We start from the raw sequence: 25,143 nt of genomic DNA on the forward strand, positions 1-25,143 counted from the left end.
ACCCCGGCGCCCGCCCCAGGCGGAGCCCCCCACCACCGAGGAGAGACATGGCCGACACCCTGACCGGCACCGCGCCCGACACGGCAGCCGCGGTCCCCGGATATCCGATGCAGCGGGACGCGCGCTGCCCGCTCGCCCCGCCGCCGGCCGTGCACGGACTGCGGGACGGGAAACCGATCAGCAGGGTCCGTATCTGGAACGGCGCCACGCCCTGGCTGATCACCCGCCACGCCGACCAGCGCGCCCTGCTCACCGACCCGCGCGTCAGCGACGACGACCTGGAACCCGGCTTCCCCTACGTCAACGCGCACCGCGCCGAGATCGCCCCGCACACCCCGCGCCTGATCACCAACACCGACGCCCCCGAACACACCCGGCTGCGCCGGACGGTCAACGCGCCCTTCCTCGTCAAGCGCATCGAGGCCATGCGGGCGCCCGTCCAGAAGATCGTCGACGAGCTGATCGACGACATGCTCGCCGGCCCCAACCCGGCCGACCTGCTCACCGCGCTCGCCCTGCCCGTCCCGTCACTGGTCATCGCCGAACTGCTCGGAGTGCCGTACGAGGACCACGACTTCTTCCAGCGCAGCAGCAGCATCGCGCTCGACAGCGCCGCCTCGCCCCAGGAGGCGCGCGAGGCGAGCGGGGCGCTGGCCGCCTATCTGGACACGCTCGTCGGGCTGAAGCTGGAGAACCCGGGCGAGGGTCTGCTCTCCGAGATGGCGGAGCGGGTGAAGAAGGGTGAGATGACCCGCGCCGAGGCCGTCCACATGGGCGTCGCCATGCTCATCGCCGGGCACGAGACCACCGCCACGATGATCAGCCTCGGCACCCTCGCCCTGCTCCAGAACCCCGCCCAACTCACCCTGGTGCGCGACACGGACGACCCGAAGGTCATCGCCGGAGCCGTGGACGAACTCCTGCGCTACCTCACCATCGTGCAGACCGGAGTCCGCCGCGTCGCCAAGGCCGACATCGAGATCGGCGGCGTCACCATCAGGGCCGGCGAGGGCATGATCTTCGACCTGCACGCGGCGAACTGGGACCCCGAGGCCTTCCCCGAGGCCGACCGCCTCGACGTCACCCGCAACGCCCGCCAGCACCAGGCCTTCGGCTACGGCCCCCACCAGTGCCTCGGCCAGAACCTCGCCCGCCTCGAACTCCAGGTCGTCTACGGCACTCTCTACCGCCGCGTCCCGACCCTCCGACTGGCCGCCCCCGTCGAGCAGTTGGCCTTCGACCGCACCGGCACGACGTACGGCGTGGCCTGTCTGCCCGTCGCCTGGTGACCACCCCCTCGTCAACGAACAACAGAGCAAAGGACACAGCCATGAAGGTCGAACTCGACGAACCGAAATGCGTCGCCTCCGGGCAGTGCGTAGTGGCCGCCCCCGACGTCTTCGACCAGCGGGACGAGGACGGGGTGGCCATCCTCCTGGAGGAGCACCCCGGAGCCGAACTCGTCGACGACGTACGGGAAGCCGTGGCGGTCTGCCCGGCCGCGGCCATCCGACTGGTGGAGCGGTGAAGCGAATCGTCGTCGTCGGAGCCTCGGCCGCCGGACTCGCGGCGGCCGAGACGCTCCGCCGCGAGGGCTACGACGGCACCGTCACCCTCGTCGGCGAGGAGTCCCATCTGCCGTACGACAGACCGCCGTTGTCCAAGCAGGTCCTCGCCGCCGAGTGGGAACCGGACCGGATCGCCCTGCGCACCCCGGCCGACCTCGCCGGGCACGACCTCGACCTGCGCCTCGGCGTCGCCGCGACCGGACTCGACCTCACCGCACAGGAGGTGACGCTCTCGGACGGCGCGCAGGTCCCGTACGACGGGCTGATCATCGCCACCGGGGTGCGCCCCCGGCGGCTGCCCGGCGAGGGCGCGCATGTCCTGCGCACGCTCGACGACGCCCTCACACTGCGCGAACGGCTCGCTCCGGGGCGGCGGTTGGTCGTGGTCGGCGCCGGTTTCCTCGGCGCCGAGGCCGCCGCCGTGGCCTGGCGGCTGGGTGCTCGAGTGACCTTGCTGGAACCGGCGCCCGTGCCCCTGGCGCACGCGATCGGCGAGCAGGTCGGCCAGGTGCTGGCCCAGGCCCACGTGGACCACGGCGTGAACCTGCGCACCGGGGTCTCCGTCACCGAGGTGACCGACGAGGGCGTACGGCTCGGGGACGGCGAAGAGGTCGAGGCCGACGAAGTGCTGGTCGCCATCGGCTCGTTGCCGAACACCGGGTGGCTCGCCGACAGCGGCCTCTCGGTGGGCGACGGCGTGGTGTGCGACGAGTACTGCGAGGCCGCCCGGAACGTCTACGCGGCCGGTGACGTCGCCCGCTGGTACAACCCGCTGTTCGGGACATCGATGCGGATCGAGCACCGCACCAACGCGGCCGAGCAGGGCATGGCCGCCGCCCGCAACCTCCTCGACTCCCAGGCACGCAAGGCGTTCGCGCCCGTGCCGTACTTCTGGTCCGACCAGTACGACATGAAGATCCAGGCCCACGGTTATCTGCGCGGCCACGACGAAGTCGCTGTCGTGGAGGGGGACGTGGGGGAGCGGCGGTTCGTCGCCGCCTACCGCACCGGCGACCGGCTCACCGGCGCCCTCGCGGTCGGCATGCCCCCGAAAGCGATCCGCGGCTGGCGGCTCGCCATCGCCGCCGGAGTGAACTGGCAGGAGGCCGTCCATGGCGCGACGACCGTCTGAGGAACCCCGCGACGTCGTCGTGGTCACCGGCGCCGGAGGCATGGGAACGGCGATCGCCCGCCGCCTCGGCAGCGGACGCACCCTCTTCCTCGCCGACGCCTCGCGCGGCCAACTCGACCGCACCGTCGCCGCGTTGCGCGCCGAGGGCTACGCGGCGCACGGCGTCCTCACCGACATCTCCGACCGTACGGCCGTAGCGAAGCTCGCGCAGACGGCGGCCGGCGAAGGCAGGGTCGTCGCCGTGGCGCACACGGCCGGGGTCTCCGCCTCGATCGCGTCGGCGCGGACGATCCTGGAGGTCGACCTGCTGGGCACGGTCCATGTGATCGACGCCTTCGAGGCGGTGGCGAGGCGTGGCACCGCCCTGGTCGCGGTGTCCAGCATGGCAGGGCACTACGCCTCGCTCAGTCCCGAGGAAGAGGCCGCCCTGGCGACGGCCCCGGCGGAGGAACTGCTCTCCCTGCCGGTCGTCGCGGCCGTCGGCGACGACTCGCTGCGCGCCTACATGGTCGCCAAACGCGCCAACCATGTGCGCGTGGAGGCCGCCGCACTCGCCTGGAACCTGCGCGGCGCCCGCATCAACACCGTCAGCCCCGGCGTGATCTCCACCGCGATGTCGAAGGCGGAGGCCGAGTCGCCGCACGGCGGGCACATGCTGAAGATGCTCGGCGACTGCGGTGCCGGACGTACCGGCACCCCCGGCGAGATCGCCGAGGCCGTGGCCTTTCTCACCGGCCCGCAGGCGCAGTTCATCACCGGCACCGATCTGCTCGTCGACGGCGGGCAGGCCGCGTGGGTGCGTCGCCACATGCGGCGGTGACGGCGGAAGGGCGGGCCTCGGCCGGTTCAGTCCCGTGACGTGAGAATGCTCAGCGCGTTCGCCGCCACGACGGCTCCGATGCCCGCCCACTCCGCCCAGCCCAGCCGCTGACCGAGGCCGATCCAGCCGACCACGGCGGCGAGCACAGGGTTGACGCTCATGAACAGCCCGAAGGCGGGGGCGGGCACCCGGCGCAGCGTGAACATGTCGGCCAGATACGGCACCGCCGACGACAGCACCCCGGCCGCCACCGCACACCCGGCCGCCGCGAGCGTCGGCGGATGCCGGACCGCGACGACGATCCCGACCGGCAGGAACATCAGCGCGGACACCCCGGCCGCGGCCGCCGAACCCTGCGCCCCGGGGATGCGGCTGCCCACAGTCCGGTTGAGCAGGATGTACGACGCCCAGCACGCGGCGGCGAGCAGCCCGAGGCCCATGCCCAGATAGTCCGCCGAAGGGCGAGGGCGCATCAGCGTCACCACGCCCGCCGTCGCGATCAGCGCGTAGCGGACGTCCACGCGCCGCCGGGTCGCGGCCAGCGCTATGGACAGCGGACCCAGGAACTCCAGGGTCACCGCCAGGCCGAGGCCGACCCGGTCGATCGCGGTGTACAGGGACAGGTTCATCGTTCCGAACACCATCGCCAGCAGCAGGACCGGCCACCACTGCCGCCGGGTGAACTCCCGCAGCCGGGGCCTGCCCACGGCGAACAGCACGGCCGCGGCGACGTACTGGCGCACCGCGACGACCCCCACCGGCCCGATGACGGGGAAGGCGAGGGAGCCGAGCGCGGCACCCGTCTGGTTGGACAGCCCGCTGCCGGCCATGGTGGCCACCCCGGCGAGGCCCACCCGGGAAGACGGCCGCGGGGTGCCATGTGACGTGGCGGTCAAGGGAGTTGTCGCTGCGGAGGCTCCAGGCATGTTCCGATCGTGCGCCTCACCCGCACTTGCGCAAAATGCATCAGCCGGGCGATCTATACGCTGGAGTCATGGATCTGGAGCTGAGGCAGTTGCGGTGTCTCGTCGCGATCGTCGACGAAGGCACCTTCACGGACGCCGCCCTCGCGCTCGGCGTCTCCCAGGCCGCCGTCTCCCGCACCCTCGCCTCCCTCGAACAGGCCCTGGGTGTAAGGCTGTTGAGGCGCACCTCCCGGTCGGTGACCCCGACGAGCACCGGGCTGCGGGTGGTCGCGCACGCCCGGCGGGTCCTCGGGGAGGTCGACGACCTGGTCCTGGACGCCACCTTGGGCCACGCCCATCTGCGCATCGGCTACGCGTGGTCGGCGCTCGGCCGGCACACGCTCCCCTTCCAGCGCCGCTGGAGCCGGGCGCACCCGGAGACCGACCTGCACCTGGTCCGCGTCAACTCCGCCACCTCCGGGCTCGGGGAGGGCGCCTGCGACCTGGCCGTCGTCCGCCGGCCCCTCGGCGACCGGCGGTTCGAGTCGGCCATCGTCGGGCTGGAGCGACGGCTGTGCGCCATGGCCTCCGACGACCCCCTCGCGCGTCGCCGCTCGGTCCGGCTGGCCGACCTCGCCGGGCGCACCCTCCTCGTCGACCGCCGTACCGGCACCACCACCGCCGACCTGTGGCCGCCCGACTGCCGCCCGGTCACCGAGGACGTCCACGACGTCGACGACTGGCTCACGGTGATCGCCACCGGCCGCAGTGTCGGCATGACCGCCGAGTCGACCGCCAACCAGTACCCGAGGCCCGGAGTCGTCTACCGCCCGGTGCGCGACGGCGAGCCCATCGCCGTCCGGCTCGCCTGGTGGAAGGACGACCCGCATCCCGCCACCCAGGCCGTGCTGGAACTGCTCACCGCGCTCTACCGCGAGCCGTAGCGGGAGACGGTTCACCGCCCGTCCACGGCCGGTCCATGGGCGGGCGGCGGCATGTCTGGGGTAAGTATGGGCGGAAGCATGCGTGCAATACGGCGGACAAAATTGTTGACAATCTTGTTTGGCTAGATTTAGGTTCGACAGGCACTCACTCAGGGAGGGCAACGATGCCGAAAGAAGCCCGTCCGAGCACCGGGGAGCAGGCCAAGCAGCATGCGCTCACGCAGCTGCGGCAGGCGATCCTGCACGGCGACATGGCGCCGGCACAGCGGCTGGTGGAGAACGAGCTCGCCGAGCAACTCGATGTGACGCGGGCCAGCATCCGCGCGGCGTTGATCGATCTGGCGGCCGAAGGACTGGTCGAGCGGATCCGCAACCGGGGCTCCCGGGTGCGGGTGGTGACCGTGGACGAAGCGGTCGCCATCACGGAGTGCCGCATGGTCCTGGAGGGACTGTGCGCGGCCAAGGCGGCCGTCGCGGCGAGCGACGACCAACTGGCCGAACTGGCGGACCTGGGCCGGGCCATGACGAAGGCCGTGGCCGACGGTGAGCCGGTGACGTACTCCGAGCTCAACCACGAACTGCACGACAAGGTCCGGGAGTTCTCCGGCCAGCAGACGGCCTTGGCCCTGCTGGAGCGGCTCAACGCCCAACTGGTGCGTCACCGCTTCCAGTTGGCGCTGCGGCCGGGGCGTCCGCAGCAGTCCCTGAACGAGCATCTGGCCATGATCGAGGCGATCACGGCCAGGGACCCGCAGGCGGCCGAGGCGGCCGTCCGCGCCCATCTCACCAGTGTGATCGAGGCGTTGCGCGACTGAGGCGCGGCGGATCGGCACATCCGGGGCGGGCGCACACCTGTCCACCAAGGAGATTGACGCAATGACGCACGGCAACGCGCCCGCATCCCCACGATCGACACTCGTCGTCACGGCGCACGCCGGGGACTTCGTGTGGCGGGCGGGCGGGGCCATCGCCCTGGCCGCCGCCCGTGGCGAGAAGGTCACCATCGCCTGTCTGACCTTCGGCGAGCGCGGCGAGTCCGCCAAGGCCTGGCGCGAGGGCAAGAAGCTGGACGAGATCAAGGCGATACGGAGGGACGAGGCCGAGCGTGCCGCGGCCACCCTCGGCGCCGAGGTCCGTTTCTACGACGCCGGCGACTACCCCCTGGTCGCCACCGCCGAGTTGACCGACCAACTCGTCGCCGTCTACCGCGAGACGCAGCCGGACGTCGTGCTCACCCACCCCACCGAGGACCCGTACAACGGCGACCACCCGGCCGCCAACCGGATGGCGCTGGAGGCCCGTGTCCTGGCGCAGGCCATCGGCTACCCCGGCGAGGGCGAGATCATCGGCGCCCCGCCGGTCTTCTACTTCGAACCGCACCAGCCCGAGATGAGCGGCTTCAAGCCCGAGGTCCTCCTCGACATCACCGACGTCTGGGACACCAAGCGCAAGGCGATGGAGTGCCTCGGCGCCCAGCAGCACCTGTGGGACTACTACACCGACCTGGCCGTCCGCCGGGGCGTCCAGCTCAAGCGCAACGCCGGCCCGAACCTGGGCCTGGCCCACAAGACGATGGCCGAGGCGTACATGCGCCCGTACCCGCAGATCGCGAAGGAGCTGGCATAGCCATGGGCGGTGTGATCGTCACCAACCCCCCGAAGGCCGAGGCCAAGGATGTCGAGGCGCTGGCCGCCTTCGGCGTGGCCACCGTCAGCGAGGCCATGGGGCGTACGGGCCTGCTCGGTCCGTCGATTCGCCCCGTTCAGCAGGGAGTTCGGGTCGCCGGCACCGCCGTCACCGTGCTCGGCTGGCCCGGCGACAACCTCATGATCCACGCGGCCGTGGAGCAGTGCGGCGAGGGCGACATCCTGGTCGTCACCACCACCTCCCCGTGCACGGACGGCCTGTTCGGCGAGCTCTTCGCCACCGCGCTGCAGAAGCGCGGGGTGCGCGGAGTCGTCCTCAACACCGGCATCCGCGACACCCAGGAACTGCGCGACATGGGCTTCGCCGCCTGGTCCCGCGCCGTCTCCTCCCAGGGCACCGTCAAGGCCACCGGCGGCTCGGTCAACGTGCCCATCGCCATCGACGGTCAGGTCGTCCGCCCCGGTGACGTGATCGTCGCCGACGACGACGGCGTGGTGGTCGTACCGCGCGAGAAGGCCCGCGGGACCGCCGAGAAGTCCGAGGCCCGCGAAGCGAAGGAAGCGGCCACCCGCGCCGCCTTCCTGGAGGGCCAACTCGGCCTGGACCGCTACGGGTTGCGCGACACCCTCCAGCGACTCGGCGTCGAGTACCGGTCGTACGAGGAGTACACCGGAGCCGGGTCGTGACCGGGCCCGAGGAGGTGCGCTGCATGCTGATGCGCGGCGGCACCTCCAAGGGCGCCTACTTCCTGGCCGAGGACCTCCCCGCCGACCCCGCCGTACGCGACGACCTCCTGCTGCACGTCATGGGCAGCCCCGACCCGCGCCAGATCGACGGCCTGGGCGGCGCCCACCCGCTCACCAGCAAGGTCGGCGTGGTCTCCGTCTCGGCCGACCCCGAGGCCGACGTCGACTACCTGTTCCTCCAGGTCGCCGTCGACCGCCCCGAGGTGACAGATCGTCAGAACTGCGGCAACATCCTCGCCGGAATAGGGCCGTTCGCCGTGGAGCGGGGGCTCGTGGCCCCCGGTGACGGCGAGACCTCCGTCCGCATCCGCATGCTCAACACCGGGGAACTCGCGATCGCCAGCTTTCCCACCCCGGGCGGCCGGGTCGACTACACCGGCACGGCCGAGATCTCCGGCGTGCCCGGCACCGCGGCTCCCGTGGTGATCGAATTCCCCCAGGGCGCAAGCCCGTTGCTGCCGACCGGCCGTATCCGCGACGTCATCGCCGGCACCGAGGTGACGTGTGTCGACAACGGCATGCCGGTCGTCCTGATCCCGGCCGCCGCACTGGACGTCACCGGCTACGAAAGCCCCAAGGATTTGGAGGAGAACCTCACGCTCGCCGACCGCCTGCGGGAGATCCGCCTGGAGGCCGGCAAGCTGATGGGTCTCGGCGATGTCGAGGGGACCACCGTCCCCAAGCTCAGCCTGCTGGCACCGCCCCGGGACGGCGGAGCCGTGATGACCCGCACCTTCATCCCCGTGCGCTGCCACACCTCGATCGGCGTCCTGGGCGCCGCGAGCGTGGCGGCGGGACTGCTCCTGCCCGGCGGGGTGGGGGAGGGGATCGCGGACGTCCCCGTGCAAAGTGACCGAATTCGCATCGAACATCCCAGCGGATTCCTAGACATCGAAACTAGCGTGGCCCCCGCATCCGGCGACTCGGCTCCCGTCGTCCGCAGAACCGCCGTGGTGCGCACCGCCCGCAAGATCTTCGACGGCACCGTGTTCCCCCGGCCCGCCGAAACAGCCCCCACACCCGCACCCGTACGACCCCTTGGAGGCAACGATGGCTCCGCCGCTCGGTGACATCGCCCATATCGGCCACGCCCGGCTCTTCACCCCGGACCTGGACGCCAGTGTCGCCTTCTTCACCGACTACCTGGGCCTCACCGTCAACGGGCAGGACGGCGACACCGTCTACCTCCGGACCTACGACGACTACGAGCACCACAGCCTGGTCCTCACCGCCCGAGAACAGCCCGGCCTCGGCCGCCTCGCCCTGCGCACCTCCAGCGAGGAGGCCCTCCAGCGCCGTATCAAGGCGATCGAGGACGCGGGCGGCACCGGTAAGTGGGTCGAGGACGAACCGGGCCTCGGCAAGCTCTACGTCACCACCGACCCGGACGGTCACGAGCACGCCCTCTACTGGGAGAGCGAGCACTACCAGGCCCCCGACGAACTGAAACCGGCCCTGAAGAACCAGCCGCAGGCCAAGCCCAACCGGGGCGTGGGAGTTCGGCGACTGGACCACATCAACTTCCTTGCGGCAGACGTGCTTTCCAGTGCCGAGTTCCAGCAACACGTGCTGGGCGCAAGGCCGACGGAGCAGATCCGGCTCAACAGCGGGCGGATCGCGGCACGTTGGCTGACGTACACGAACAAGTCGTACGACGTCGTCTACACCGAGGACTGGACCGGTTCGACCGGGCGGCTGCACCACATCGCCTTCGCGACCGACACCCGTGAGGACATCCTGCGCGCGGCCGATCTCGCCATCGACACAGGCGTGTTCATCGAGACGGGGCCGCACAAGCACGCCATCCAGCAGACGTTTTTCCTCTACGTCTACGAACCCGGCGGCAACCGCATCGAGTTGTGCAACCCGCTCACCCGGCTCGTCCTGGCGCCCGACTGGCCGCTGATCACCTGGACCGAGGAGGAGCGGAAGAAGGGGCAGGCCTGGGGCCTGAAGACCATCGAGTCCTTCCACACGCACGGGACTCCGCCGGTCGGCTGAGCAGCGCGCAGGAGCCGTCGGAGTCACCCCCACGCGATTGTCGATGAGATTGTTGACAAAAACGTTGACTATCCGGGAGGTGACTCCTTAGCGTCTGGCGCACCAAGCACGAGAGGTAACCAACGATGTCTTCCTCCCCCTCCCCGTCCCCCGCTCTGTCCGCCCGCGGCAGCCGACTGGCCCTCCTGGTCATCGGCCTGTGCTGGCTGGCCGTCCTCTTCGACGGCCTCGACATGTTCATCTACGGCTCGGTGCTCCCGCACCTGCTGGAGACGAAGACCTTCGGTCTCACCGCGGACCAGGCCGGCGACCTCGGCAGCTACGCCACCTTCGGCATGCTGGTGGGCGCCCTGACCGCGGGCACGGTCGCGGACCGGATCGGCCGCAAGCAGCTGATGATCGCCTGCGTGACGCTGTTCTCGCTGGCCTCCGGGATCTGCGCGGTCTCCGGCAGCGTCGAGGTCTTCGGCCTCGGCCGCACCCTCGCCGGCGTCGGCCTCGGCGGGCTGCTGCCCACCGCGATCAGCATGGTCTCCGACTACGCTCCGCGCGGCCGGACCGCCCTCACCATCGGCATGCTGATGACCGCCCACCACGCCGGCGGCATCCTCTCCGCCTACGTGGCCAAGTGGCTGGTGGACCCGGTCGGCTGGCGCGCCGCCTTCTGGGTCTGCGTCCTCCCGCTGCTCTTCGTCCCGGTGCTGCTGAAGTTCCTGCCCGAGTCGCTGAGCTTCCTGGTCGCCAAGGGCCGCACCGACGAGGCCACCGCCCTCGCGGAGCGCTTCGAGGTCGAACTCCCCGCCGCCACCGGCAAGAAGACCGCGGCCGACCGCTGGGACGCCCTGCGCAACCTCTTCAGCGGCGGCCAGTGGATCCAGACCCTGCTGTACTGGTTCGCCTCCTTCGGCGGCCTGCTCCTCGTCTACGGCGTCGCCACCTGGCTGCCCACCCTGATGCGCGCCGAGGGCTACGCGCTCGCCGACGCCCTCACCTTCGTCGTCGTCTTCAACCTCGGCGGCATCGTGGGCATGCTCGCGGCGGGCCGCGCCGCCGACCGCTTCGGCGCCCCGCGCATCTCGTCGATCTGGTTCGCGCTCACCGCCGTGGGCGTCTTCCTGCTCGGCGTCCACATGAACCAGGCCGTCACGATGCTGGTCGTCTTCCTCACCGGCGTCTTCCTCAACAGCGCCCAGACGATGATCTACGCGACGGTCTCCATCCGCTCCACCCCCGACAACCGCGCCACCGCTGTCGGCTGGACCTCCGGCATGGGCCGCTTCGGCGCCGTCTTCGGCCCGTGGCTCGGCGGCCGGCTGCTCGCCTCCGGCAACGGCGACTGGGGCTTCACGTCCTTCGCCATCGCCGGTCTGTCGTCGATGGTGTTCATCGGCATCGCCGCCCTGCGCAGCTCGAAGCAGGCCGAACGGACCGGCGCGGAGCAGGAGTTGGTCTCCGCCCACTGACGTGACACACGGAGGCGCCCGCGTCGGAAGACGCGGGCGCCTCCGTGTGCGGCGGGTCAGTCCTTGCCCATCTGGTCCTCCGCGGACAGGTGCTCCACCGTCTTGCCCGTCTCGGTGAACGTCCGCGTGACATAGCCCGACGAGTACACCCACAGGATGCGCAGCGGGGTGTCGCCCACGTTCCGGAACAGGTGCGGGATCGGTGAGGGGACGTACGTGGTGTCGTACTGCTCCAGGCGCGTCACCTCGCCGTCGACCACCACCTCCGCCTCGCCCTCCAGAATCGTCACGTGCTCGTCGCAGTTGTGCGAGTGCAACGGTGCTCCGGAGCCGACCGGATAGACGCTCATCCCACTGGTGATCAGGTTCTCCCCGCCCGCCGACGGCGTCGTGATGAGGGGTGTCGAGGCGACGGCTCCGCCCCGGTCGAGCACGGGCACGGACGCGACCTTGATGATCGTGGTCATCCGGAGTTCCTTTCCACTTACACACTTCTGCGTCGAACGACGTTAGGCCTCGCGTGGGGGAATGGGTGCCCTCTGGCGTGCAGCTTTACCTTGCATTTCCAGAGGGGTGAGCTTTCCGGACCCGGCTGTAGCGTCGGCACGCATCGCACGGCTTCACGAACCGTGCACGTAACGCGCCGGAAAGAAAAGGCAGGTATCGGCCCATGAGGCTCCCCGTTCTCACCGAAGAGGAAATGGACCCGCGCCAGCAGGAACTGGCCGCCCGCATCGCCGGCCGGCGCGGTTCCGTCCGCGGCCCCTTCCGGGTCTGGCTGCACAGCCCGGAGATGTGCGAACGGGCCGAATCCCTCGGTGCGTTCGCCCGCTTCGACAGCAGCCTCCCCAAGCACCTCAGCGAACTCACCCTGCTGATGGCCGCCCGCAACTGGGACGCGCAGTACTCCTGGAACGCCCATGTGCACCAGGCGATCGAGGCCGGTATCCCGGAGGCCGCCGTCAAGGCGATCGCCGAGAAGCGCGAGGCCGTCTTCGACAACGAGGCGGACCAGGTCTTCTACCAGTTCTGCCGCGAGATCCTCGACGACCACTTCGTCACCGACGCGACCTTCGCCGCCGCGCTGGAGCACTTCGGCTCCAAGGGCCTGGTCGACACCATCGGCGCGCTCGGCAACTTCACCATGCTCGGCATGTGCCTCAACACCTTCCAGGTGGACCTCCAGGCCGACAAGGAACCCCCGTTCCCGGACATCCGCGGCTACGGCCGTGTCGCCCCGGACGGCTCCGACGGCACCGAGCCACGCCCGTGACAACCCCGGGGGGAGGCGCGGTACTTCGCGTCCGGGGCGTCACCAAGAGCTTCGGCGGGGCGGCCGCGCTGAAGGGCGTGGACCTCGACCTGTACCCCGGCGAGGTCCACGCGCTGATGGGTATGAACGGAGCCGGCAAGTCGACGCTGGTACAGGTCCTTTCGGGGATCCACCAGCCCGACGGCGGCACCGTCGAGGTCAACGGGCAGGCGCAGCACGGGCTTACGGTCCGCAAGGCGCGCCGACTCGGCATCGCCTCGGTGCCCCAGCGCCGCGAACTGGCGATGGGGCTCACCGTCGCCGAGAACGTCATGCTGGGCGACTTGCCGACCCGGGCCGGTGCCGTGCGCTGGAAGGCCGTCAACTCCGAGGCCCGCACTGCACTTGAGGCCCTCGGCATCGACATCGACGTGACCCGCACCGCGGGCTCGCTCACCGTCGCCGAACAGACCATGGTCGAGGTGGCCCGCGAGGTCCGTCGCGGTGGCCGCATCCTCGTCCTCGACGAACCGACCGCCTGCCTGAGCGCCGAAGCGGCCCACCAGATAAGGGAGTTGGTACGCACCCTGCGCGACGAGGGCGTGGCCGTCGTCTACATCTCGCACTACATCGACGAGGTGCTGGCCGTCGCTGACCGTGTGACGGTGCTGCGGGACGGGGCGGTCGTACGCAGCGCGCCCGCCGCCGAGTTCGACGCCGCCGCACTCGTACGGAGCATGGTCGGCAGGGACGTCGTGTCCCGGCGATCCCAACGGCCCGCGCCCAAGGACGAGTACGGGCTCACCGTGCACGGCCTCACCGACGGCCGGGCCGTGCGGGACTTCACCGTCGACGTCCGCAAGGGCGAGATCGTCGCCGTGCTCGGCCCGGCCGGGGACGCGCAGTCACGCCTCTTCGACCTGCTCTCCGGGCGCCGCCGCCCCGACACGGGCGACCTCGCCGTGGACGGAACTCCGGTGCCGTTCGGCCGAGTTCACGCCTCGCTCGCCAGCGGCCTGCGCTGCGTCACCGGTGACCGCCGGGCCCTGGGCCTCGTCCCCGAACTCTCCCTGGACGAGAACCTGATGCTGGCCGGCGACCGCTTCGCCCGCCGCCGCACCCACCGCCGTGCCCAACTCGCCCGCCGCGCCGCCCCGTTGCGCCGCAACTACGGCGTGGTCGCCCTCGCCGGCAACCCGCCGGTGGGCGCGCTGTCCGGGGGCAACCAGCAGAAGGTGCTCCTCGCCAAGTGGCTCCAGACAGAGCCGGTCGCCTGCTTCCTGGAGGACCCCACCAACGGGGTCGACATCGCGGCCATGGCCGACATCCACGCCCTCCTCGACGACCTCGCCTCGCGCGGAGTCGCCGTACTGCTCGCCTCCTCCTCCGCCGAGGAGGTCATGCGCCTCGCCGACCGGGTCGTCGTCGTCAGTGCAGGCCGGACCGTCGCCGAGCACGACATCGACGCCATCACCCACGACGAACTCGTCGCCACCGCCCTCGGAGGTCAACCGCAGTGAGCGTCAAGACACTTGCCGACGCCCCGGGCGTCGACGACCCGTCCAGGAAGGCGCGCCCCAAGCTCTCGTTGTCCGCGCTGCGCGGCGCCCCGCACACCGGTCTGATCGCCGTCCTGATCGTCGTGATCGTGGCCACCTCGCTGCGCACCGACTCGTTCGCCACCGACACGAACGTCATCAACATCCTGCGCCAGGTAAGCGTCGTCGCCGTGATCGCGGCCGGACTCACGCTGCTGATGACGGCGGGCGGCATGGACTTCTCCATGGGCAGCAACGTCGCCGTGACGACCGCGGTCGGGGCGCAGCTGCTGGCGCACGGCCATTCCACGGCGTTCGCCGTCGTCGCCTGCCTGGTGCTGGCCACGCTGATCGGTCTGGTCAACGGGGCGGTGGTGACGTTCACGAACGTCGCCCCGTTCGTCGCGACCCTGGCGACGGCGACCCTCCTGGACGGTGTCGCGCTGCTCGTGCTCGACAGCGTCAGCGTCTCCATCGGCACCAAGATGTTCGCCCTCGGCAACAACAAGATCCTCGGGGTGCCGTACCTGCTGGTTGTCGCGATCCTCGTGTTGCTGGCGACCGCCCTGGTCATGCGGTTCACCGTGTTCGGCCGCGACGCCTTCGCCATCGGCGGCAACGAGCACGTCGCCCGCCTGAGCGGCATCAACGTCACCGCCCGCAAACTCTCCCTCTACGCCCTCACCGGCGCCCTGTCCGGACTGGCCGGCCTGATGCTGCTCTCCCGGCTCAGCGGCAGCAGCCCGGGCACGGGTGGACTCTCCCTCCAGCTCCAGGCCGTCGCCGCGGTCGTCATCGGCGGCACCGCCCTGGCCGGCGGCTACGGCACCGTCGTGGGCACCGCGCTCGGGGTGGTGCTCCTCGGTGTGGTCGCCAACGCGCTGAACCTGCTCCAGGTCTCCAGCAACTACCAGTCGGTCTCCGTCGGCGGAGTGCTGCTCGTCGCGGCCATCGCCAACGAGATGCACAAGGCACGTTCCGCACGTCATTGACCGGCCCCACTCACCGCATCCATAGACACAAGGCGGTTCACCATGAGAATTTCGGTCCGTTCCCGCAGAACCGTGCTCGCCGCGTTCGCCGGCGGCACCCTCGTACTGAGCGGCTGCGGCAGCAGTGACGACAGCGGGAGTTCCGGCGATGTCACCCTCGGATTCGTCAACGGCGGCGACACCGAGTTCCACAGCTGTCTCCAGAAAGCGGTCGAGCAGACGGCGAAGACGGAGAACGCCAGGATCTTCACCGCCAACTCGCACCAGAATTCCACCACCGAGCTTTCCAACATCGAGGACATGACCTCGCGCAACGTGAGCGCGCTGATCGTGCAGACGGTCAACGTCGACGCGCTCAAGGGCGACATCGCCAAGGCGAAGGCCGCGAACATACCGATCTACCTGACGTCCGTGGCCACCAGCGACGTGAACGACATCCTCGGCGCGGCCGTCGTCGACCTGGGGAAGCTCGGCGCCCTGGACGCCGGCTGGATCGCGCAGGACGCGGGCGGCAAGAACGTCCAGGTCGGCGTGATCGCGGGGGCGCCCGGCGCGGCCTCCGACCTGATGGTGGGCGGCTTCACGAAGGCGCTGCCGAGCACCGCCAAGGTGGTCGCGAACCAGCCGGGCATGTTCAATCCGGTGAAGGCGCAGGACGTGGCCGAGAACATGATCCAGGCACATCCCGACCTGCAGTACGCGTTCGTCGCCTCGGAGGACATGGCCTTGGCCGCCCGCAAGGCGTTCGACGCGGCCGGCAAGAAGGACGTGAAGATCGTGACCGCCAATGGCACCGACGAGGGCCTGGCCGCCGTCAAGGACGGACGGCTCTCCGCCACCGTCGCGAACTCGGCCATGTCGATCGGGCAGACCGCGGTCAAGAACGCCGTCGGACTCCTGGCCAAGAAGAAGGTTGACAAGATTGCCAACATTCCTCTTTTGTTGGTCACCAAGGACAACCTGAACAAGGCACCCCAGTACTGCCCCGAGTAACACAGCCGCGCGGGCAGCGACGCCTGTCCCTGCCTGTCCCGAGCCGCCCGTCCGACACATCGCTGGAATGTCCTGATAGAGCCGCTATAAGGGCATTCCGGATCCTGCCGGACCCCTACGCACGACCGGCACCGCCGCCGGGGCCCACCCCTGGCACACGTGGGCCTCCGGAGGAATCATGGACCGACTGCTCCTCATGCACAGCTTCGTCACCGTCGCCCAGACCGGCAGCTTCAGCGGCGCCGCCAAGAAACTCGGCTCGTCGGGCTCCCTCGTCTCGCGCCACGTCGCCGAGCTGGAGCGCCAGGTGGGTGTACGCCTCGTCAACCGCACCGCCCGTTCGGTGAGCCTCACGGAACCAGGGCTCCGGTACGCCGAGTTCGCCTCCCGCATCCTCGACGAGATCGAGGCCGAGGACGCCGTCATCTCGCACCTCCACGACCGCGCCGAAGGCACCCTGAGCATCATCTGCCCCAAGTGGATAGGCAGCCTGGACCTCGGAGACGCGATCGCCGCGTTCTCCGCCGCCCACCCCAAGATCCACGTCCGCTTCGAACTGGGCGGCATGTCGGACCGCACGTACGACTTCCTGGACAGCGGCTTCGACGTCGCCTTCCACACCCGGGACCTACGCGACTCCAGCGTCCGGCTGAAGAAGATCGCCTCCCTGCCCTTCGTGCTCTGCGCCTCCGAGAAGTACCTGGAGCGCGGCGGCCCGCTCACCGAGCCCAACGGCCTCGCCCACCACGAGTGCCTCGTCCACGTCAACGACCCGGTCTGGCGCATCGGCCACGGACACACCAGCACCCTGCACAAGATCCGCAACGTGGCGTTCTCCTCCAACTCCTACCTCGCGCTCCAGAAGGCCGCCGTCCACGGCCGCGGCATCGCCCTGCTCCCGCAGCGCCCCGCCTACGACGACCTCCTCTCCGGCGCCCTCAAGGTCCTGCTGCCCGAGCTCGCCGTACCCGACCGCCCGCTCTTCGCGATCTACGGCCCCGGCCAGGCCACCCCGCGCAAGGTCAGCGTCTTCCTGGACTTCCTCGCCGAATGGTTCTCACAGAATCCGATTCCGGCCATCCGCGCGTAACTGCAAGAAACGATTGCGAATTGAGTCGAGCTCGGACCATTGAGGCCTTCACGCCCTGAAATCTAGGCTCACCGGGCGACCCGCGAAACGAGGCATCCATGGGAATCCAGAGAATCGAATCGGTCACCTACGGCATCGACGACGTAGACGAATGTGTCCGTTTCTTCGGCGACTTCGGGCTGTTCCTGCTGGAGCGCACCGAGGAGCACGCGGTCTTCGAGACGCTCGCCGGGCAGACCCTCCACCTGGACACCGTGCCCGGCCCCCTGCTCCCGCCGCCGGTGGAGGCCGGGCCGACGATCCGCGAGGTCGTCTGGGGCGTCGACACCCCGGAGGAACTGGCCCGGCTGGTCGCCGCCGTCGGCCGGGACCGCAAGATCCACGAGAGCGCCGACGGGGTCTTCCACACCGTGGACGAGAGCGGCTTCGGCGCCGGACTCACGCTGGCCCGCCCCAAGAACGTGGACGTCACCCCGCGCCCCGCCAACGCGACGGGCAGCGTCGACCGCTGGAACACCGCGCTGGAACCGCTCACCCGGGCCTTCCCGCTGCGCATGTGCCATGTCGCGCTGAACATCGTCAAGGAAGGCCGCGAGGAGGCCGTCGCGTTCTACACCGAGCGGCTCGGCTTCCGGCCCACCGACATCGTCGAACCGATGGGCGTCTTCATGCAGGCACCGGGCGACGACGACCAGCACACCATGCTGCTGTGCCACCGCCCCGACCGCGCGGGCGTCAACCACATCGCCTACGAGGTCCCCGGCTTCGACGACGTCATCGAGGGCGGCAACTACATGATCGAGCGCGGCTGGCGGGAGGCCCGCAAGCTCGGCCGCCACACGGTCGGCTCGAACGTCTTCCGGTTCGTCCACGCCCCCTGCGGAGGCCGCGTCGAGTACGCGGCCGACATGGACCGCGTCGACGACACCTACGAGACCCGCGTCCACGAGACCACCCCGCCGCACCACATCTGGGCACTGCGCTCCAACCGCGACCAGGACGCCCCCGCCAACTGACTCTCCCCCCAGCCTGAGAGGGCACCCACTCATGACCTCCGACCACGGCTACCCCGCCGTCCGCATGTACATCGCGGGCGAGTGGTGCCAGGGCGGCACCGGACGGACCGCCCCGATCGTGAACCCGGCCACCGAGAAGGTGATCGGCGACGTACCCCTCGCCACCACCGCCGACCTCGACCGCGCCCTCGACGCGGCCACCGAGGGCTTCCGCACCTGGCGCAACACCCCGATAGCCAAGCGCTCCGCGATCCTGCACGCCGCCGCCGACCTGATCACCGAACGCGCCCCCGAGATCGGCCGGATCATGGCCCAGGAACAGGGCAAGCCGCTCCGCGAGGGCACCACCGAGGCCCTGCGCACCGCCGACACCCTGCGCTGGCACATCGAGGACGCCCGCCGCGCCTACGGCCGGATCATCCCGTCCGCACCCGGCACCGTCCTTACCGTCCGCCGCGAACCCGTCGGACCCGTGGCCGCGTTCGTGCCGTGGAACTTCCCCGTCGGCGGCCCCAACCGCAAGCTGTCCTCCGCCCTCTCCGCCGGCTGTTCGATGATCATCAAGGCGTCCGAGGAGACCCCTGGCACGGCTGCCGCCCTCGTCGCCTGCTACGCCGACGCCGGACTCCCGGCCGGTGTCCTCAACCTCGTCTTCGGTGAACCGGCCGAGGTCTCCGCCCACTTGATCCCCTCGCCGCAGGTCCGCCTGGTCGCCTTCACCGGCTCGGTCCCGGTCGGCAAGCTCCTCGCGGCCCAGGCGGGCGAAGTCATGAAGCCCACCCTGATGGAACTCGGCGGCCACGCCCCGGTCATCGTCTGCGCCGACGCCGACCCGGTGAAGTCCGCCCGCAAGGCGGCCCAGGCGAAGTTCTTCAACGCCGGCCAGGTGTGCACCTCGCCGAGCCGCTTCTTCGTCCACGAGAGCATCGTCGACGCGTTCACCGCCGAGTTCGTGAAGGCGGCCCAATCGGTCACCGTAGGCGACGGTCTCGACGCCGACACCACCATGGGGCCGCTCGCCAATGAGCGCCGGTTGCAAGCCATGGAGAACCTGGTCGCCGACGCCGTGGAGCGAGGCGCAAAGGTACTCACCGGTGGTCAACGTCTAGCGCGCGACGGCTACTTCTACGCCCCGACCGTCCTCACCGACGTACCGGCGGACGCGAAGCTGATGCACGAGGAGCCCTTCGGCCCGCTCGCGCCGATCGTCCCGTTCACGGACCTGGACGAGACCCTGGCGCTCGCCAACTCCCTTCCCTACGGCCTCGCCGCCTACGGCTTCACCGAGTCCGCCGCCACCGCCGAGAAGCTCTCGGACGCGCTGGAGGCCGGCATCCTCTCCATCAACCACTGCGGCGGCTCCGTCGCCGAGGCACCCTCCGGCGGCGTCAAGGAGAGCGGCTACGGCAGGGAGGGCGGCCCCGAGGCCCTCGACGCCTACCTGATCACCAAGCGCGTCTCCCACCTGCTGGCGGGCTGAACCGCCATGAGGTACACCCGAGTTGCGGTCGGCGGCCGGGCGGTCTGGGGCCGTGTGGGGGAGAGGGACATCGAGCTGCTGTCCGAGTCCCCTCTGGAAGGCGATCCGTCCGTCATCGGCACGGTGCCGGTCGCCGGCGCCCAGTGGCTGCCGGTCGTCGTCCCGCCCGTGTTCTACGCGGTCGGCATGAACTACCCGCGCCACATCGCGCACGCCGGCGCCGAGACCCCGGACCGACCCGAGGTCGGCTACCGCGCCAACAACGCGCTCACCGGCCACCGTTCACCCATCGTCAAGCCGGCCGGGGTCGAGGGCCGCTTCGAGGCCGAGCCCGAACTCGTCGCCGTCATCGGCCGCACCCTGCGCCACGCGACCTACGACGAGGCCCGCAAGTCGGTGTTCGGCTGGACCATCGGCAACGACGTCAGCGCCCGCACCTGGCAGCACCAGGACCGCTCGTTCTGGCGCAGCAAGAACAGCGACACGTTCAAGCCGATGGGGCCCTGGATCGAGACCGACGTCGACGCGCTCGCGCAGACCACGACTCTCCGTGTGAACGGGGAGGTTCGGGCCTCGTTCGCCACCGGCGACATGGTCTTCGACCCGTTCGACCACATCGTCGAGCTCACCAAGCACATCACCATGCACCCGGGGGACGTGCTGTGGATGGGCGCCGAAGCCACCTGCCAACTCGAACCAGGGGACACCGTGGACATCGAGATCAGCGGTATCGGCGTCCTGTCCAACCCCGTACACAGTGAAGGGAATCCGTCATGAGCAGCGCACCCCGCTACATCCACCACGTCAACTTCCCCACCACCGACCCCGACCGGACCGCCGAGTGGTACACGAAGGTCTTCGGGATGAAGCGGATCATGCCCAAGTCCAACACCCGCGTGGTGCTGATGACCCGGGGCAACTTCGACCTGCACTTCACCCCGGTCGAGGAGATGGAGCGCATGGCGCCCTATCACTTCGCCGTCGAGGTCGACGACTGGGACGACTTCCTCGCCCACCTCAAGGACCTGGGCATTAGGCACACCCGGCCGATCGAACGGCCCGAGAACCAGTCGAAGTTCTGCTACATCCACGACCCCGACCACACCATGATCGAGCTCGTCTTCCACGGCCGCCGCCCCAACTGACCCCGCGCGTACAGGAGTTCACCCCCATGCCCATCGCCGACTCCGACGGCACCTCCATCTACTACGAGCGCCACGGCAGCGGTCCGGCGATCCTGTTCGTGCACGGCAGCGGCGGCCACCACGCCGCCTGGTGGCAGCAAGTGGCCGCGCTGCGCGAGGAGTTCACGGTCGTCACCGTGGATCTGCGCGGCTTCGGCAAGTCCGACGCACCCACCCCTCCGAACTCGTCCAGGCCCGAGTTCGACGGCCAGGACTTCCCCGGTGACGTCGTCGCCGTCCTCGACCAGGAGGACCTGACCGGCGCCATGCTGGTCGGCCAGTCCATCGGCTCCGTCGCCGCGCTGCGCGCCGGACTGCTGCGGCCCGAGCGGGTCGGCTCCGTCGTGCTCGGCCACTCGTTGGGCGGCATCAGCCACCCCGAGCTCAAGGAACTCGCCGCCGCCGACCGCGCCGAGGCCGTCAAACTCCCGGTCATCGACCGCCTGTTGACCAAGCGCTTCCAGGAGGAGCGGGCCGACCTCACCTTCCTGTTCCAGCAGATGGGCACGTTCAACGTGGCCAGGATGCAGGACCTGCGCAACCTCGACACCAACGGCCCGTCCCTGGACGACATTCAGGCCTCGGGCGTGAAGGTCGCCTTCCTCGCGGGCGAGAAGGACGCGGTGCTCAGCGTGAAGACCGTGACCCGCGCCCACGAACTGCTGGCCGGCTCGCACCTGGAGATCGTCCCGGACGCCCCGCACTCCATGTACTGGGAGACGCCCGCCGAGTACAACGCCGCCGTCGCCCACCTGCGCCGCACTCTCACCGCACCGAAGGAAGCAGCATGAGCAGCCTCACCCTGGACGCCGCCGAGGAGATCATCGACGCCGCCCACAAACGCGCCCAGGCCCTCGGGAAGGCGGTGAGCGTCGCCGTCGTGGACGCCGGCGGCTTCCCCATCGCCATCCGCCGCCCGGACGGCGCCCGCCCGCTCACCCCGGACATCGCCCGCGCCAAGGCGTACACGGCGGCCATCATGCAGCGGCCCGGCAAGATGCTGAAGAAGTGGCAGGAGAGCCAGCCGGTCTTCTTCTCCCAGCTCTCCCAACTCCCCGGCGCCGCCATGCCGATCATGGCCACCGAAGGCAGCCTCACCATCAAGAAGGACGGCGAGATCATCGGCGGTCTCGGCATCGCGGGCGGCACCGCGGACGAGGACCAGCAGATCGCCGAGGAGGTCCTCGCCTCGCTCGGCTACGAACTGGAGTTCGCCGCCTGGGGGGTCGCGGGCACGCCCGCCCCGTCCTCGCCCTCGTCCGGAAAGGACGCATGACCCATGGCGGATACGTTCAACTACCGCATCGATCACCACGGCAGCCTGGTCCGCCCGGCCGAACTGACCGCGGCCCGCGCGGCCGGTGACCCCGAGGCGCTGAAGGAGGCGGAACTCCAGGCGGTCAAGGAGGCAGTCGTCCTCCAGCGCAAGCTGCGCTCCACCGTCGTCACCGACGGCGACTTCCCGCGAGAGGACTTCCGCAGCGCGGTCCTTGACGGAGTATCAGGTTTCCGGCGCACGGACGAGACCGACGCCGACGGCCTGGTCCGCTGGGTCGCGGAATCCCTGCCGAAGGCCAACGGCCCCCTGCTCGCGGACTGGGCGGCCCACCTCACCGAACTGACGGTGATAGCCCCGAAGGCCTCGTTGCCCTCGCCCGCGTATCTCGCAGCCACCACCTTCGAACCCGGTCACGGCCCGTCCTCCGCAAGGGAGTTGGGGGAGGCCCTGGCCGAGATCGTCCTCGCCGAGATCGAGGCACTGGTCGCCAAGGGCGTACGCCTGATCCAGCTCAACAACCCGCTGCTGCTCGGCCAGTTGGCCACCGACCCGGCCGCCCCCGGCGCGCTCTCCTTCGAGGACGCTCTCGCGGTGGACGCCTTGGCGGTACGCCTGGACGAGCGCCCCGAGGGCGTACGCATCGCGGTGGCCCCCGGCCCGGTAGCCCCCGCCACGCTCGACCCGTCCCGCACCGAGCGGCTCTACGGCGGGATCGGCGCCGATCGCTGGATCCTGCCCTTCGACCAGGGCACCCCGGCCGAACTCGCCCTGGTCAAGGCCCTGCCCGAGGACTGTGACTTCTGCCTGGGTGTCGTCGACGCGACCGTGCCCGCGCTGGAGGACATCGACATGGTGATGGCGAGGCTCGACGCGGTGGGCGAGTTCAAGGACCTGGAGGACGGGGCCGTAGCGCCGTCCCGTGGCTTCGCCGACGTGGCGGGCCGGCCGCTGCTGACCGCCGAGGAGCAGCGCCGGAAGATCGAGCTGGTGGAGACGATCGCCCGATACGTCTGGGGCAACGAGTTCTGACGCGTGAGCCGGGAAGCGCGACACCGCGCTTCCCGGCAGGGCCCGGTCAGAGCACCTCGGCGAACGTCACCCTGCGATCGGTCAGCAGCGGCCAGATCGTCCGCACGATCAGCTCGTCGAAGTGCTCGGCCGCCTTGTGCGCGTCGAAACCGGCCCGGTCGGCGTACTGCTCGTACAGCACGAAACTCCCCGGCACCTCCGCCTCGGCGTGCACCTCGTACGCCAGGTTCCCCGGCTCGGCACGGGTCTGCTCGCGCACCTTCAGCAACGCGGCCCGCACAGCGTCCTCGTCGGCGGGTTCGCAGAAGTAGCGGGCGATGACTGCGTAGGCCATGTCGTGTGTCTCCTCAACGAATCCTCGATCGAATCCTCAGCGGATTCTCGGCTCCCGGCGGCGTGGCACATGCCGTCCGGCCTGCCGATTCCAGCACGGATCAACCCTCCGCCGACCTGCGCGCGGCGCAAGCAATGCCTGCCTGTGCGGGGCTGGTGGCACCGCCCTCACATGGTGTGTTGTCGCATTCGGCCCACTGTGGCCGCTGACTGTGCAGACCGCGGACCCGCACCGCGGCGGACGAAGGAAGTGATCTTCATGCGAAGCCTGGAAACCCTCTCCGGTGGAGAGTGGGTGGCGACCGGCGAGTGGATCGAGGTGCACAACCCCGCCGATGTCCGCACCCCCCTCGCGCGCATCCCCGCCCTCGCCGCCAAGGACGTCACCCGCGCCTACGACCACGCCGAGCGCGGTTTCGCCGTCTGGAAGCGCACCAGCCCCTTCGAGCGGGCCAGGATCTTCACGGACGCGGCCAGGCTGATCCGCGAGCGGGTCGACGAGATCGCCGCCGACGTCACCGCCGAGAACGGCAAGACCGGCGCCGAGGCCCGCGGCGAGACCCTCAAGGCGGCCGACTTCCTCGACTACTACGCCGGCCTGGCCCGCCAGGGCTACGGCACCCTCCTGCACGACGCCCGGCCCAACACCCGCGTGCACACCCAGCGCGAGCCGATCGGCGTGATCCTCGTGATCAGCCCCTGGAACGACCCGCTGATCACCCCGGCCCGCAAGCTCGCCCCGCTGCTCGCCGCCGGCAACGCGGCCGTGTTCAAGCCGGCCACCGAGACACCGTTGTCGGGCCTGCACTTCGCCCGCGCCCTGCACGACGCCGGGTTGCCCGCAGGCGTGCTGAACGTGGTCACGGGCCGTACGGCCGAGATCGAGGAGGCGCTCCTCGACGACCCGCGCATCGTCGGCATCACCTTCACCGGCTCGAACGAGGTCGGCAACCGCATCCGCCGCCGCCTCGCCGACCGCAACGTCCGCTTCCAGGGCGAACTCGGCGGCAAGAACGCCTCGGTGGTCCTGGCGGACGCCGACCTGCCGTTCGCCGCGAAGACTGTCGTAGCGGCCTCCTTCGGCCAGGCCGGACAGCGCTGCACCGCCACGAGCCGTGTCATCGTCGAGCGTCCGGTGTACCACGAGTTCACCCGGCTGCTGGTCGCCGAGGTCGAGGCGCTCAAGGTCGGCCCGGGCAGCGACCCGGCGACCACCCTGTGCCCGCTCTCCAGCCCCAAGCAGCGCGACAGTGTCCTCGCCCACCTCAAGGGCGCCGTCGAGCAGGGCGCCACCGTCCTCACCGGCGGCGACGCCGACACCGAGGGCGACCACGCGCACGGCTGCTTCGTCCAGCCGACCGTGCTCGCCGATGTCACCGCCGAGACGGCGATCTGGCGCGAGGAGGTCTTCGGACCGGTCCTCGCCGTCCGCGCCGTGGACGACTTCGCACAGGCCGTCGATGCGGTCAACGACTCCCAATTCGGCCTGGCCGCAGCGGTGTTCACCCGCGACCTCGCCTCCGCGTACCGCTTCGCCGACGACGCCGAATGCGGGCAGATCGCCGTCAACGCGACCACCCCCGGCTGGGACGTGCACCTGCCCTTCGGCGGCTTTCACGAATCAGGCACGGGCTACAAGGAGCAGGGCGACGAGGTCCTGCGCTTCTCCACCCGGGTCAAGACCGTCGCCGTCCACATCGGCGCATGAGCGGGCGAGCAGCACAGAGAGAG

The 25,143-nt window shown here is 70.3% G+C and carries 27 protein-coding genes; 24 read left to right on the top strand and 3 right to left on the bottom strand.

Annotated elements, in window-relative coordinates; all coding sequences use genetic code 11:
* Positions 1-47 precede the first annotated feature (47 nt).
* The 4 genes from SSP08S_RS22625 to SSP08S_RS22640 are packed head-to-tail and all read left to right on the top strand — an operon-like array spanning position 48 to position 3,520.
* A complete protein-coding gene (locus SSP08S_RS22625; RefSeq protein WP_019069915.1) occupies positions 48-1,289 on the top strand; it encodes a cytochrome P450 in 1,242 nt (413 codons plus the stop codon).
* A 41-nt stretch (positions 1,290-1,330) separates the two neighbouring features.
* A complete protein-coding gene (locus tag SSP08S_RS22630) occupies positions 1,331-1,528 on the top strand; it encodes a ferredoxin (RefSeq protein ID WP_019069916.1) in 198 nt (65 codons plus the stop codon).
* Positions 1,525-2,700 carry an NAD(P)/FAD-dependent oxidoreductase gene (locus SSP08S_RS22635; protein WP_019069917.1) on the top strand — a complete coding sequence of 392 codons (1,176 nt, stop codon included), beginning with the start codon at positions 1,525-1,527 and terminating at the stop codon, positions 2,698-2,700. The genes SSP08S_RS22630 and SSP08S_RS22635 overlap by 4 nt, the downstream gene beginning before the upstream one ends.
* On the top strand, positions 2,681-3,520 hold the full coding sequence (locus tag SSP08S_RS22640; RefSeq protein ID WP_019069918.1) for an SDR family oxidoreductase: 840 nt from the start codon (positions 2,681-2,683) through the stop codon (positions 3,518-3,520). Before SSP08S_RS22635 ends, SSP08S_RS22640 begins: the two co-directional genes overlap by 20 nt.
* Positions 3,521-3,546: 26 nt before the next feature.
* On the opposite strand, the gene SSP08S_RS22645 is transcribed toward SSP08S_RS22640, so the two are convergent.
* Entirely contained in the window at positions 3,547-4,350 is an 804-nt protein-coding gene (locus SSP08S_RS22645; RefSeq protein ID WP_019069919.1) for an EamA family transporter, read from the bottom strand.
* Between the two features lie 164 nt (positions 4,351-4,514).
* On the opposite strand from SSP08S_RS22645, the gene SSP08S_RS22650 reads away from it, so the two are divergent.
* From SSP08S_RS22650 to SSP08S_RS22680, 7 genes are all read left to right on the top strand, one after another.
* Complete coding sequence (locus tag SSP08S_RS22650) at positions 4,515-5,369, top strand: LysR family transcriptional regulator (protein WP_019069920.1); 855 nt, start codon at positions 4,515-4,517, stop codon at positions 5,367-5,369.
* A 164-nt stretch (positions 5,370-5,533) separates the two neighbouring features.
* Positions 5,534-6,184, top strand: coding sequence for a GntR family transcriptional regulator (locus SSP08S_RS22655; protein ID WP_019069921.1), 651 nt, complete (start codon positions 5,534-5,536; stop codon positions 6,182-6,184).
* Between the two features lie 61 nt (positions 6,185-6,245).
* Positions 6,246-6,995: a PIG-L deacetylase family protein gene (locus SSP08S_RS22660; RefSeq protein WP_019069922.1), complete on the top strand. Its 750-nt coding sequence runs from the start codon at positions 6,246-6,248 to the stop codon at positions 6,993-6,995.
* A 2-nt stretch (positions 6,996-6,997) separates the two neighbouring features.
* Entirely contained in the window at positions 6,998-7,702 is a 705-nt protein-coding gene (locus tag SSP08S_RS22665) for a 4-carboxy-4-hydroxy-2-oxoadipate aldolase/oxaloacetate decarboxylase (protein ID WP_019069923.1), read from the top strand.
* Positions 7,699-8,832: a 4-oxalomesaconate tautomerase gene (locus tag SSP08S_RS22670; RefSeq protein WP_019069924.1), complete on the top strand. Its 1,134-nt coding sequence runs from the start codon at positions 7,699-7,701 to the stop codon at positions 8,830-8,832. The genes SSP08S_RS22665 and SSP08S_RS22670 overlap by 4 nt, the downstream gene beginning before the upstream one ends.
* The gene (locus SSP08S_RS22675; protein ID WP_019069925.1) at positions 8,813-9,763 is read left to right on the top strand and encodes a catechol 2,3-dioxygenase; all 951 of its coding nucleotides are present in this window, start codon (positions 8,813-8,815) and stop codon (positions 9,761-9,763) included. The genes SSP08S_RS22670 and SSP08S_RS22675 overlap by 20 nt, the downstream gene beginning before the upstream one ends.
* A gap of 125 nt (positions 9,764-9,888) precedes the next feature.
* Entirely contained in the window at positions 9,889-11,226 is a 1,338-nt protein-coding gene (locus SSP08S_RS22680) for an MFS transporter (RefSeq protein WP_019069926.1), read from the top strand.
* 56 nt (positions 11,227-11,282) lie between these two features.
* Here SSP08S_RS22680 and SSP08S_RS22685 read toward each other — a convergent pair whose 3' ends face one another.
* The gene (locus SSP08S_RS22685) at positions 11,283-11,693 is read right to left on the bottom strand and encodes a cupin domain-containing protein (RefSeq protein WP_019069927.1); all 411 of its coding nucleotides are present in this window, start codon (positions 11,691-11,693) and stop codon (positions 11,283-11,285) included.
* Between the two features lie 233 nt (positions 11,694-11,926).
* On the opposite strand from SSP08S_RS22685, the gene SSP08S_RS22690 reads away from it, so the two are divergent.
* The 12 genes from SSP08S_RS22690 (at position 11,927) to SSP08S_RS22745 (ending at position 23,079) form a co-directional block, all read left to right on the top strand.
* On the top strand, positions 11,927-12,499 hold the full coding sequence (locus SSP08S_RS22690; protein WP_019069928.1) for a carboxymuconolactone decarboxylase family protein: 573 nt from the start codon (positions 11,927-11,929) through the stop codon (positions 12,497-12,499).
* Complete coding sequence (locus SSP08S_RS22695) at positions 12,496-13,998, top strand: sugar ABC transporter ATP-binding protein (protein WP_019069929.1); 1,503 nt, start codon at positions 12,496-12,498, stop codon at positions 13,996-13,998. Before SSP08S_RS22690 ends, SSP08S_RS22695 begins: the two co-directional genes overlap by 4 nt.
* Complete coding sequence (locus tag SSP08S_RS22700) at positions 13,995-15,008, top strand: ABC transporter permease (RefSeq protein WP_019069930.1); 1,014 nt, start codon at positions 13,995-13,997, stop codon at positions 15,006-15,008. Before SSP08S_RS22695 ends, SSP08S_RS22700 begins: the two co-directional genes overlap by 4 nt.
* A gap of 42 nt (positions 15,009-15,050) precedes the next feature.
* Complete coding sequence (locus tag SSP08S_RS22705; RefSeq protein ID WP_026178740.1) at positions 15,051-16,001, top strand: sugar ABC transporter substrate-binding protein; 951 nt, start codon at positions 15,051-15,053, stop codon at positions 15,999-16,001.
* 178 nt (positions 16,002-16,179) lie between these two features.
* Complete coding sequence (locus tag SSP08S_RS22710) at positions 16,180-17,091, top strand: LysR family transcriptional regulator (protein ID WP_019069932.1); 912 nt, start codon at positions 16,180-16,182, stop codon at positions 17,089-17,091.
* A gap of 98 nt (positions 17,092-17,189) precedes the next feature.
* Positions 17,190-18,107, top strand: coding sequence for a VOC family protein (locus SSP08S_RS22715; protein WP_019069933.1), 918 nt, complete (start codon positions 17,190-17,192; stop codon positions 18,105-18,107).
* 31 nt (positions 18,108-18,138) lie between these two features.
* Positions 18,139-19,587: an NAD-dependent succinate-semialdehyde dehydrogenase gene (locus SSP08S_RS22720; RefSeq protein ID WP_019069934.1), complete on the top strand. Its 1,449-nt coding sequence runs from the start codon at positions 18,139-18,141 to the stop codon at positions 19,585-19,587.
* Between the two features lie 6 nt (positions 19,588-19,593).
* Positions 19,594-20,364 carry a fumarylacetoacetate hydrolase family protein gene (locus SSP08S_RS22725; protein ID WP_019069935.1) on the top strand — a complete coding sequence of 257 codons (771 nt, stop codon included), beginning with the start codon at positions 19,594-19,596 and terminating at the stop codon, positions 20,362-20,364.
* Entirely contained in the window at positions 20,361-20,732 is a 372-nt protein-coding gene (locus tag SSP08S_RS22730) for a VOC family protein (RefSeq protein ID WP_019069936.1), read from the top strand. Before SSP08S_RS22725 ends, SSP08S_RS22730 begins: the two co-directional genes overlap by 4 nt.
* A 26-nt stretch (positions 20,733-20,758) precedes the next feature.
* The gene (locus SSP08S_RS22735; protein ID WP_019069937.1) at positions 20,759-21,562 is read left to right on the top strand and encodes an alpha/beta fold hydrolase; all 804 of its coding nucleotides are present in this window, start codon (positions 20,759-20,761) and stop codon (positions 21,560-21,562) included.
* Positions 21,559-22,047 carry a GlcG/HbpS family heme-binding protein gene (locus SSP08S_RS22740; protein WP_019069938.1) on the top strand — a complete coding sequence of 163 codons (489 nt, stop codon included), beginning with the start codon at positions 21,559-21,561 and terminating at the stop codon, positions 22,045-22,047. The genes SSP08S_RS22735 and SSP08S_RS22740 overlap by 4 nt, the downstream gene beginning before the upstream one ends.
* A 3-nt stretch (positions 22,048-22,050) precedes the next feature.
* Positions 22,051-23,079, top strand: a complete 1,029-nt coding sequence (locus SSP08S_RS22745; RefSeq protein WP_019069939.1) for a uroporphyrinogen decarboxylase/cobalamine-independent methonine synthase family protein — start codon at positions 22,051-22,053, stop codon at positions 23,077-23,079.
* 46 nt (positions 23,080-23,125) lie between these two features.
* On the opposite strand, the gene SSP08S_RS22750 is transcribed toward SSP08S_RS22745, so the two are convergent.
* Positions 23,126-23,413 carry a putative quinol monooxygenase gene (locus SSP08S_RS22750; protein WP_019069940.1) on the bottom strand — a complete coding sequence of 96 codons (288 nt, stop codon included), beginning with the start codon at positions 23,411-23,413 and terminating at the stop codon, positions 23,126-23,128.
* Positions 23,414-23,671: 258 nt separating this feature from the next.
* Between SSP08S_RS22750 and SSP08S_RS22755 the strand changes: the two genes are divergently transcribed.
* Positions 23,672-25,120: an aldehyde dehydrogenase family protein gene (locus SSP08S_RS22755; RefSeq protein WP_174479407.1), complete on the top strand. Its 1,449-nt coding sequence runs from the start codon at positions 23,672-23,674 to the stop codon at positions 25,118-25,120.
* The last annotated feature ends 23 nt before the right edge of the window (positions 25,121-25,143 follow it).

Source organism: Streptomyces hokutonensis (genome assembly GCF_000376565.1).
Classification (GTDB): Bacteria; Actinomycetota; Actinomycetes; order Streptomycetales; family Streptomycetaceae; genus Streptomyces; species Streptomyces hokutonensis.

Excerpts from the sequence above, each read along its gene's own strand:
- SSP08S_RS22625 (WP_019069915.1), top strand. The coding sequence starts at position 48 with ATGGCCGACACCCTGACCGGCACCGCGCCCGACACGGCAGCCGCGGTC.
- SSP08S_RS22630 (WP_019069916.1), top strand. The coding sequence starts at position 1,331 with ATGAAGGTCGAACTCGACGAACCGAAATGCGTCGCCTCCGGGCAGTGC.
- SSP08S_RS22640 (WP_019069918.1), top strand. The coding sequence starts at position 2,681 with ATGGCGCGACGACCGTCTGAGGAACCCCGCGACGTCGTCGTGGTCACC.
- SSP08S_RS22645 (WP_019069919.1), bottom strand. The coding sequence starts at position 4,350 with ATGGCCGGCAGCGGGCTGTCCAACCAGACGGGTGCCGCGCTCGGCTCC.
- SSP08S_RS22650 (WP_019069920.1), top strand. The coding sequence starts at position 4,515 with ATGGATCTGGAGCTGAGGCAGTTGCGGTGTCTCGTCGCGATCGTCGAC.
- SSP08S_RS22655 (WP_019069921.1), top strand. The coding sequence starts at position 5,534 with ATGCCGAAAGAAGCCCGTCCGAGCACCGGGGAGCAGGCCAAGCAGCAT.
- SSP08S_RS22660 (WP_019069922.1), top strand. The coding sequence starts at position 6,246 with ATGACGCACGGCAACGCGCCCGCATCCCCACGATCGACACTCGTCGTC.
- SSP08S_RS22665 (WP_019069923.1), top strand. The coding sequence starts at position 6,998 with ATGGGCGGTGTGATCGTCACCAACCCCCCGAAGGCCGAGGCCAAGGAT.
- SSP08S_RS22675 (WP_019069925.1), top strand. The coding sequence starts at position 8,813 with ATGGCTCCGCCGCTCGGTGACATCGCCCATATCGGCCACGCCCGGCTC.
- SSP08S_RS22680 (WP_019069926.1), top strand. The coding sequence starts at position 9,889 with ATGTCTTCCTCCCCCTCCCCGTCCCCCGCTCTGTCCGCCCGCGGCAGC.
- SSP08S_RS22685 (WP_019069927.1), bottom strand. The coding sequence starts at position 11,693 with ATGACCACGATCATCAAGGTCGCGTCCGTGCCCGTGCTCGACCGGGGC.
- SSP08S_RS22690 (WP_019069928.1), top strand. The coding sequence starts at position 11,927 with ATGGACCCGCGCCAGCAGGAACTGGCCGCCCGCATCGCCGGCCGGCGC.
- SSP08S_RS22705 (WP_026178740.1), top strand. The coding sequence starts at position 15,051 with ATGAGAATTTCGGTCCGTTCCCGCAGAACCGTGCTCGCCGCGTTCGCC.
- SSP08S_RS22710 (WP_019069932.1), top strand. The coding sequence starts at position 16,180 with ATGGACCGACTGCTCCTCATGCACAGCTTCGTCACCGTCGCCCAGACC.
- SSP08S_RS22715 (WP_019069933.1), top strand. The coding sequence starts at position 17,190 with ATGGGAATCCAGAGAATCGAATCGGTCACCTACGGCATCGACGACGTA.
- SSP08S_RS22720 (WP_019069934.1), top strand. The coding sequence starts at position 18,139 with ATGACCTCCGACCACGGCTACCCCGCCGTCCGCATGTACATCGCGGGC.
- SSP08S_RS22725 (WP_019069935.1), top strand. The coding sequence starts at position 19,594 with ATGAGGTACACCCGAGTTGCGGTCGGCGGCCGGGCGGTCTGGGGCCGT.
- SSP08S_RS22730 (WP_019069936.1), top strand. The coding sequence starts at position 20,361 with ATGAGCAGCGCACCCCGCTACATCCACCACGTCAACTTCCCCACCACC.
- SSP08S_RS22735 (WP_019069937.1), top strand. The coding sequence starts at position 20,759 with ATGCCCATCGCCGACTCCGACGGCACCTCCATCTACTACGAGCGCCAC.
- SSP08S_RS22740 (WP_019069938.1), top strand. The coding sequence starts at position 21,559 with ATGAGCAGCCTCACCCTGGACGCCGCCGAGGAGATCATCGACGCCGCC.
- SSP08S_RS22745 (WP_019069939.1), top strand. The coding sequence starts at position 22,051 with ATGGCGGATACGTTCAACTACCGCATCGATCACCACGGCAGCCTGGTC.
- SSP08S_RS22750 (WP_019069940.1), bottom strand. The coding sequence starts at position 23,413 with ATGGCCTACGCAGTCATCGCCCGCTACTTCTGCGAACCCGCCGACGAG.
- SSP08S_RS22755 (WP_174479407.1), top strand. The coding sequence starts at position 23,672 with ATGCGAAGCCTGGAAACCCTCTCCGGTGGAGAGTGGGTGGCGACCGGC.